Here is an 8,740-nt window from a genome sequence, read left to right as displayed (position 1 = left end):
AATGCTTGATAAAGCTTGTTAAACAGTAAAATTCCAATGGAATTGTCTGAGTTAAGATGCAAGAACTCAAACTGGTGACCAAGTTTCCGCCGGGAAATAACTCCTATCAGGGTGCGAAACTTAAATTTAAAGAAGAAGATAACTGATAACACATGTTACTTTTTTAACAATTAAAGTTATAAAAATATTTAATACTGAAACATCTTCAAATTACAAACGAAATCCATAATGTAATTTCTTTAAATTCAACTTTACCAAACTCAAGTGTTACTCCAAAGTCTCCAAACAATTCTCCCGTACTCAACGTAACGTTGTTTTTTCATCTTTCCATAAATCAGTAACTCTTATTGGATGAACAAGTGGTTGGTTGCCCCTTGGATCAATTTAAAAGATTATATTTATTAAAGGTATTGCCACTATTAAATACATAATAAGAGAGCAGATTACCATAATACTGCCATACTTGGTGATATCTTTTACTTCTACCCAATCTTTATCACCATACAACATAGCTTCCATTACATAATTGTGGTTTTGATTGGTGGAGGCGAACCGTTCCGTTTCGAAACCACAATCAGCCGTGAGAATTTAACTGCTTATGCACGTAAAGCCACCCCATAAGCCGAGCTATACGAATCTTAGGCTTTTAGGTTTACCGGGTTATAAGGAACATACATTGGGAATGCATAAAGTTGCATGGCCGATTTTCCTCATCTCCTCTGATAAAAAATATTTTATCGGAGTTTTTTTTATGGATTTTTCAGAAGCGTATCAAGAGTTCCTAGAGTATGTGGAGGCGAAAGGTCACTCCCTACTCACCGTTTCGTCGTATCGACATGACCAGCGATGCTTTCTTCAGTTCTTGTCTGAACGCCGTATCACTCCAAATGTTGAGTTCATCAATTCTCAAGTTCTGCATATGTAGTGGCAGCAGACTCACGTTTCAGGTAATCCATAATCTGTACTTTATCCCCAGTTTCAAACACTGAAACTGCATAACTACTGTTTACATAAAAAAGCGGGTATCGTAGTCTACTTAAAATGTAGTTTTCGACACCCAACTAATATTCTAACATTCAGTCTTTTTAAATCATTTGACCATACTATGACCATAAATTAAACAGGCTTGGCACCATCAATACTTGTTCTTATAGGTGCGGTAGGAAGTTCCCGACGTTACGGTCAGGTTATAATACTGATGATAGGGATTACTGACCGCGAAGTCGGTAAAGATATTTGAGTTACTGCCGCCCCAGCCCAGCAGAGCCCAATCCTTTGAGTAGGGGGCAAAGCTGCCTTGGGAACTAGCCTTGTGGGACGGTCCGCCGATAGTCGCGTCAAAACCGGAACCTTTGAAATTATTGGCCACCGTATAGGTCAGGTTATTTTCGTTGAGAACCAGTTCCAGGCCACGCGTTTTGTCCAGGCCTGACGGCTGCGCTGGTACCGTATTCACTCCGGCATGGTTATCAAAAATGGAGATGGTATTAAAGTTACCCGCGATTGACGCATCCATATACTGCGCGTAGTGCTGGCCGTTCAGAAGCCAGTCGTGCAGTCCGCCGTTCGCGTCGGTTAGTTCCGGTACGGCGGGCGCCCCTTCGAGGGCGGTCGGATCATTAGCCGGATCACCGGCATACGTAAAGTTATTGCCTTTGCCCCCTAGCACCCAGAGCAGCTTGCCTGTCTTCCGGTCGAATTTAAAGACAGAGCACTGGTGGCGCATAGAAACGATGAAATTACCATCCTTGGGGTCAATATTCAGGGAGTTGCAATGGACATAATCCATATAGTTCGTGCCATTGATCGCCAGGCCTGGATCGATATTGCCGTCATTATCATGATCTGCTGCCTTAAAGTTATTACCCGCCATTGAGGTCTTATACAAATTGGGATAATCGGCGGTGCAATACTCATGCACGATCTTGCCATTTTGGACATCCTGCCAGATTCCTGCGAATACCAGCGCTTCATTGTTATTCTTCCCCAGTCCTAGGCCATCGGGCACGTTGTATACATGCAGCGGCATATAACTGAAAGCAAAATAGTCATTCTGACCGTACAATTGGAATTCATGGAAATCCAGGTAGCCTTCCCCGTGCTGATGTGCCGGATCGTCATTGGCTGCCAGGGTGATATAGTTGACTTCCCGGTAGAATTTGTCCATAACCACGATCATCCCGAAACCATAACCATAGGAATCTTTGAAATTAAGTTGTTCATGGAAGGTATAGAAGCGGCCGTCCTTAGTATCAAACACTTTGAAGTTCGGAAAGTTGTCTACACCGTTATACATGTCATTCCAACAGACCCGGTAATAGACTAGATTGCTCTTGGTATCCGTGCGGTACAACATGCCGTTGATCGCGAAGGTATACACGCCCGCTTCCGGTTCCGTGGTCTGCTGCACCTTAAAGTCAGCAAAGCGGTCGTTCACCATGTGCACATGGATCGTTGTATCGGCGTTGATAGCAATATTAATAATCTCATCTACCGGGTTATCGATATTGATCGGCTGCGGCGTAAATTTAAACTCCTTGCCGGCGGCCTTGACCGGTTGGGTGACCCCGTCATAGGTCACGGTGACATTATCCTTAAAGTTCAGATCCTTACTCTTGAACTTCAGATCATTTCCCGCCACCATGGCGTTCAGATAATAATTTTTGCCGTCCGCCCCGCTCTTGGGATCGCTCAGTTGGACGCCGGTCGCTCCTTTATCATCCGTCACGGTAATCCCGTAAGCTTCGGCGGGATCCGGAGTGGTGAAAGCGTCATTTTTAGGGTTCATCGCCGCGATATCGGCCGCGTAATCGAAGGTATCATAGTTGAGACCTCGCGCGTTGTCAACCGCACCAAGAACTGATGACGGAATCATCATCGCGATGAAAAGTGTGCACAGAAAAATCGTGAATAACCGTTTTTTCATACTCTACTCTCCTTTTAATGCGGACAATTAAATACCTTGCTTTGTCCTTCTTTTGAGAACTTATGATTATTTTTGGACCCTCCTATGTTGGGGATTAGTAAAATAACCTCATACTTCATTTCCCTCCTTTAAGATTTTTATTTAGTTTTTTGTACCATAAATGTCGCACTCACCACCTTTTAAGAAAGCAAATAGCTTCCTGTCACACATTCTATATTTCACAAAAATAAGTATAGTGCTTCACTTACTATAAGAAAGTAATGCAAACTACAGACTCGAATTATTTTTTTCCCAGGTTTTGGTCAATGTAATTTTCAAAGGCGTTTATACATACATATTAGAGGGTAAAATTGAAAATTATTATTGTCTTAATAAGTTTTTTGTCGTCTTATAGTTTCGCAATAAGCTGAGTATCATAGCGATTATTATCAATATTCAAATAGATTTTGAATTCACCGGATAATCCTTCTCTACTCACGTAGAATTGGAAATCATTATCGCTTTGTTCTTCAAAGGAAACACAGGCCGCAGTCACATCATGAACAACCGTGGGCACTGAATAGAACTTAGATTCTTTCTCACCTTTTAATTCAAGAAAAACCTCAGATCCTTCCCTTAATGTCGCGCGAAGAGCCAATCGATCTTCCTCAAGTACTAAGGATACGTTATGTTTAGACGGCACACCTCCCTCAATATCTTTAAATTTAACCTTAAATCCAACCTCCGGAGTTACGCCAAATCCACCCAGGAATTCTCCTTTACCGAGTGAAAAGTTGGTCGTTTCATCATATAAGGAAAGCCTTCTAGAACGATAATAATTGCCCCCTTGAACTTTAAGTTCATATTTCACTTCATCATTTTGCACTTCAACCGTTATCGATTCGAGGGTAAGATGGATATGTTCTTCATTGTATTTATTCAAAAGCATAGCTCCTAAACCGTCGGTATGCTTACCACGGTAAGTGGCAATTCCTCCTGAATGAATCATATAGTGTCCTTCACCATAGTAATCCACATTGCTAATATAAGGTGAATAGAATTCAGAACCTCTTTCTTTACCGTATTGCCAGACTTGCTTGATTTCCATTTTTTCCGTATCGATTTTATAAATAACCCCTCGGGAGAAGTTTTCATCAGGCGGAACACGATGGGCTTCGCTTTTGGATCTATACGTTCCGTTATCAAAAACAAATACATTTCCGTTGGGTAAAATTCGGGCAGCATGTTGTTCGTATTGCCAATCAAAATCACCCTTGGTGACATTCCTAAAGAAATATTTTTGCCATTCCTCGCCCCAGCCTTCGGGGTCCCCGAGAATCCAGTTCAGTTTCCCTGTATCATAATTAAAGTTAATAATTGCATCTTTGTGCCGACCTGACATGGTAATCGAATTTGTTGCCTTGTCATACCAAACGGCATTATTATGGAACCAGTCGTGATGATTCCAGTCACCGGCATTTCCTTCCTCTCTCGGTAAGATTTCGAGTAGATCCCAAGACTTCACGACTTTTCCTGTCTTCCTATCGATTTCAACGAGATAGTCCTCAACCGAAATATTAAAGTTGTTATCTGAAGCAGCCAATAAGTTGCCATTCCCTAATTCAATAGCGTCGTGATGAAAGCCGCCCGGCAAGCGGTATTCTTTGTAGATTTTTCCGCAAAAGTCCATTTCCATCAATCCAACGGTATAGTAGGGTTTTTGAACTGTTCTGTAAGAAGTATACAAAAGTCTTCCGTTGGCCAGCTTTTTAATGTCCCAACTTTGCTTATTCGTGATCACCCATCGTAAATCGCCTGCATAATCAAAACCGACCGTTTTAGCCGATTCAATCAGAGGTGTCGTTGACGAAATAAGCATTAAATCCTTACCAAAATACTCCGGTGAGGTATGGCAATATAAGGCTCTATTTACATCTAATTCTGCAACTTCAATATAAACTTGTGATGTAATTCCATTACCAAGGGTTAAAACGACCGTGTTGATATAATTATCGTACAATCCGAAAATCGGTAATACATGTTCTTGGGCTGCGGCAAAGGTGTGGGTTAGATCTCCCTCTACGGCCTTACCTAGTACGGTGATTTGTACAGTTGTTTCTTCATCCGTGTTAAAGCAAACGACCGCAGCCAGTGGATTAATAAGATACGGATTTTTGACCACTAGTGGACTTTCTAAAGTATAGTGCCCGGATCGAAGCTCGGTTAAGAACTTTTCTTCGGATTCAGCTTGCAAAGTGATGAGGTGTTTTTCCGTCTCTAAGAGATTACTCAAACGAATCACTCCTAACCTTTTCTCTTGATTGTCTAATTCGATCATAACCTTGTTATATTTTTATCTCTGCAATGTAAGTTACAGTCATCCAAAATTAAAGGGTAGAAAACCATACATGGCCCCAAGGACTTGCGCATTTAACTGATTTCCTCTAAAGACTTGCCTCCGGTACGTATTCCCCAAACCAGTAAGACAATCACCGGAATCACTAACATGAGTGCAACAACACTATATACTCCTACAAATTTATACTGGACAAAAAGAACCGGAATAATGAGCTGGAAAACGGATGTTGCCAAACGCCCTGCCCCATTATGAACTCCTGTTGCGGTATTGCGCATTTTGGTGGGGTAGGACTCTGCGATATAGCTGAAAGAAATAAAGCTCATCGCCATAAAACAAGCGATTAGGAAAAATCCAATGGTGACAATCGGGAAGAAGCCTTTTACTCGTCCAAAAATGATTCCTAACACACCGCCAATAATACAGAGTGTTGCGATCGGAATCTTTCGGCCACCTTTATCGGAAACAAGGGATGAGATGAACAATCCGAAAGGAACACCAATCATCAAGATAAATGAAGCTTGCAAACTGTCCGTTACACTCATTCCCATTTGGTTAAGCAGTGTTGGAGTCCAGTTGGTTACGACGAACACGGCAGGCGTGGTCAGCAAAAGAAAAATAAGCAATACAAGAGTACGTTTAATATACTTCGCAGAAAACATGCCACTGAGCACTTCCATAGGTTTATCACGAGGTACGACTTTAGTAGCCGCTTCACTTAAATCAACTCTTACGCCGCTGATCTGTTCAATGACTTCTTCTGCCTCAGGTAATCTCCCTTGTGTTACTAACCAACGCGGAGATTCTTTAAGATATTTCAACCCTATTGCAAAAGCAATGAAACCTAGAGCACCGAAATAGAAAATATAGCGCCAGGCTTCAGGATTTAAGGGGATAATAACCCGACACAACGCACCAACAATCGGAGCAGCACAGAAACCGACTGAAGCGGTTAGACCTTGCCATTTACCACGGGTTGCTGAAGGAGTCATTTCTGCAATATAAGCCTGTGAGGTAACCATTAAACAAAAGATACCGAAGCCCGTAAGTGCTCTGGTCACTATAAACATAGATAAATTGCTTGCAAATCCGTTAGCAATGGAAGCGACTGAAAACAAAAAGATTGCTCCAAGAAACGTTTTTCTTCGGCCAATAAAATCAGAGATGATTCCGCCCGTTAGTCCCCCCAAAGTCATTGCCATAAAATAAGTAAAGGTAATTTTACTCACACTCGCCATGTTAAGTCCCCATGCTTTCATTAACGCCGGAGCAACAAAACCGAAGTTCCAGTTATCCATTTGCTCAAAGAAATAGGCCATCATTATGATAAAAAATAATATCTTGTGAGAAGTTGAAACTTCTAATCCATCAAAATAGTTATTGATTTTTTTAGGTGTATTCGAATCTCTCGATTCGTTAAGTATGGACCTGTTATGAGTGATTTCAGTTTTCATTAACCTACCTCCTTATATTTTTAGGAAATGGAAGCTGTTTAAGTCTAGTTTTTTAAGGCTGTTATTCCCTCCCTTTTTTCGCGATAAGCGTTCACTTTTCCTCAAAATGTGAACAGATCTGTTATGGCCACTCCCACTGAGGAATGTGATCACTTTCACAATAATATTATCAGAGTTTTTTATTGACGAATGCAATCTAAAGTGCATTTGAAAAGTTTTAAATAATAAAATATTTAGATTATGAGAGTACCGCTCCTGCCGCGGGCAAGCAATTTGTGGCTTCATTTAATGAGATTGCAGGAATATAATTAATAAAATGCCAGCAATAGAGTGTCACCTAAAATAAATAGTCTTGAATAAAGGGGATGGCATGTAATGGAGAATAATAGTGAAGAATCGATCATAACTACTTCCCCGTTGTTTAAACTGAGTAAGATTAAAGAATCTTCCCTAAGCAAAAAAATAGGCCAATATGAAAAATTTGCGATTTTAGAAACCTTTGCTAAGGGAAAATCTATCATTCACTTAGGAGAAATACCTACGGGGGTTTATTATATTAAAAGCGGTACTGTTAATATTACCATTCGAAGTCGTAATGGTTTAGAAAAAGTACTTTTATTAGCTGATCGACACTACTTTCTCGGAGCTGAAATCCTCTTTCATGGCCAACCTGCCCAGTACTCGGCCATCGTAAAAAACCAAGTCGAAACGTATTGGTTTGAAAGAAACACATTTTTCGATATTATAAAAAACGATTTCGATATTGCCAAGGACGTAATGTACGATATGGCCCTACGTGCTAGAATATTGGCCAGGGAAATAGAGGATATCCTCTACTTCTCTACCTTTGAAAAAGTAATCAAACTCCTCTTTTACTGCTCAACCCTACAAGCCCAATCGCCCTTTAAAATTTCACAGCACGATTTGTCTGCTTTGCTCGGGGTTCATCGTAACTCCCTCGGCAACGTTATTGCTGAATTAAAACAGCGTGGAATTGTCGATACCGAATACGGAAATATCCTGATCAAAGATTCCGTTACTCTCAAGGAATTGGTCATGACAATTTGCCAGTAAATCTGCTTACGTGTTCTTATGCGCGCTTTAACTCTAAAGAATATAAACATTTTTTAAAATCAACGGGTAAGACGGAGTAAAGTTCAATGAATCGTTTAATTGTGCTTGGTACAGGCCACGCAACAGTAACGAAGTGCTATAATACGTGTTTTGCACTAACCAATGGGATCAATGATTATATCTTAGTCGATGTCGGAGGTGGCAATGGTATTTTAGTTAGTTTAGAGAAAGCTGGAATTCCCATTGCCAAGATCCATTATGCATTTGTTAGTCATAACCATTCCGATCACCTACTTGGAATAGTCTGGATTATTCGAATGATCGCCTCCTCGATACTTTCCGGTGGCTATACCCAAAATTTCACAGTCTACTCTCATCATGAGCTTATTGACAATATTATCGCCCTCGTCAATTTAACGCTTGAAAAGAAATTAACCGACTTGATCGGGAAGCGGATTCTTCTCATCCCTGTAGAGGATGGGCAAACCGAAAATATCATAGGTCAGGATTTTACTTTCTTTGATATTCACTCAACCCAAGCCAAACAATTTGGCTTTACTCTACGACTCAGCAACGGAAAGTGTCTGACCTTTTTGGGAGATGAACCCTATAACCCCCTCTGTCGAAACTATGTATTGAATAGTGATTGGCTTCTCAGTGAAGCCTTTTGTATGTATGATGAACGGGATCTATTTAAGCCCTATGAGAAACATCACAGTACAGTTAAAGATGCCTGCGAACTAGGCGCCCAGCTTAATATCAAGAACCTTGTTCTATGGCACACAGATGATACCCATATAACCTGCCGTAAAGAACTTTATACGGCTGAGGGGAAAAAATATTACAGCGGAAATTTGTACGTTCCTGATGATCATGATGTTATTGAATTATAAACTCATTAGGCAAATTAACATAAATCTAATTATCGACATATTCAGCAAAAATACAGTT

5 protein-coding genes are annotated in these 8,740 nt (G+C 40.7%); 2 read left to right on the top strand and 3 right to left on the bottom strand.

Going from position 1 to position 8,740, the window contains the following annotated elements:
* Positions 1–1,135 precede the first annotated feature (1,135 nt).
* From B5Y67_RS04175 to B5Y67_RS04165, 3 genes are all read right to left on the bottom strand, one after another.
* A complete protein-coding gene (locus tag B5Y67_RS04175) occupies positions 1,136–2,926 on the bottom strand; it encodes an arylsulfotransferase family protein (RefSeq protein ID WP_088225270.1) in 1,791 nt (596 codons plus the stop codon).
* A 388-nt stretch (positions 2,927–3,314) separates the two neighbouring features.
* Positions 3,315–5,198, bottom strand: a complete 1,884-nt coding sequence (locus tag B5Y67_RS04170; protein WP_088225269.1) for an aryl-sulfate sulfotransferase — start codon at positions 5,196–5,198, stop codon at positions 3,315–3,317.
* Positions 5,199–5,335: 137 nt separating this feature from the next.
* Positions 5,336–6,715, bottom strand: a complete 1,380-nt coding sequence (locus tag B5Y67_RS04165) for an MFS transporter (protein ID WP_088225268.1) — start codon at positions 6,713–6,715, stop codon at positions 5,336–5,338.
* 375 nt (positions 6,716–7,090) lie between these two features.
* On the opposite strand from B5Y67_RS04165, the gene B5Y67_RS04160 reads away from it, so the two are divergent.
* Positions 7,091–7,789, top strand: coding sequence for a Crp/Fnr family transcriptional regulator (locus B5Y67_RS04160; RefSeq protein ID WP_088225267.1), 699 nt, complete (start codon positions 7,091–7,093; stop codon positions 7,787–7,789).
* An 86-nt stretch (positions 7,790–7,875) separates the two neighbouring features.
* On the top strand, positions 7,876–8,682 hold the full coding sequence (locus B5Y67_RS04155; RefSeq protein ID WP_088225266.1) for an MBL fold metallo-hydrolase: 807 nt from the start codon (positions 7,876–7,878) through the stop codon (positions 8,680–8,682).
* Positions 8,683–8,740 lie beyond the last annotated feature (58 nt).

This window comes from Desulfosporosinus sp. FKB, from assembly GCF_002196705.1.
GTDB lineage: Bacteria > Bacillota > Desulfitobacteriia > Desulfitobacteriales > Desulfitobacteriaceae > Desulfosporosinus.
Note: the sequence above shows the minus strand (reverse complement) of the source record. Positions and strands in the feature narration are given on the sequence as shown.

Coding starts and splice junctions, on each gene's coding strand:
- B5Y67_RS04175 (WP_088225270.1), bottom strand. CDS start 2,926: ATGAAAAAACGGTTATTCACGATTTTTCTGTGCACACTTTTCATCGCG.
- B5Y67_RS04165 (WP_088225268.1), bottom strand. CDS start 6,715: ATGAAAACTGAAATCACTCATAACAGGTCCATACTTAACGAATCGAGA.
- B5Y67_RS04160 (WP_088225267.1), top strand. CDS start 7,091: ATGGAGAATAATAGTGAAGAATCGATCATAACTACTTCCCCGTTGTTT.
- B5Y67_RS04155 (WP_088225266.1), top strand. CDS start 7,876: ATGAATCGTTTAATTGTGCTTGGTACAGGCCACGCAACAGTAACGAAG.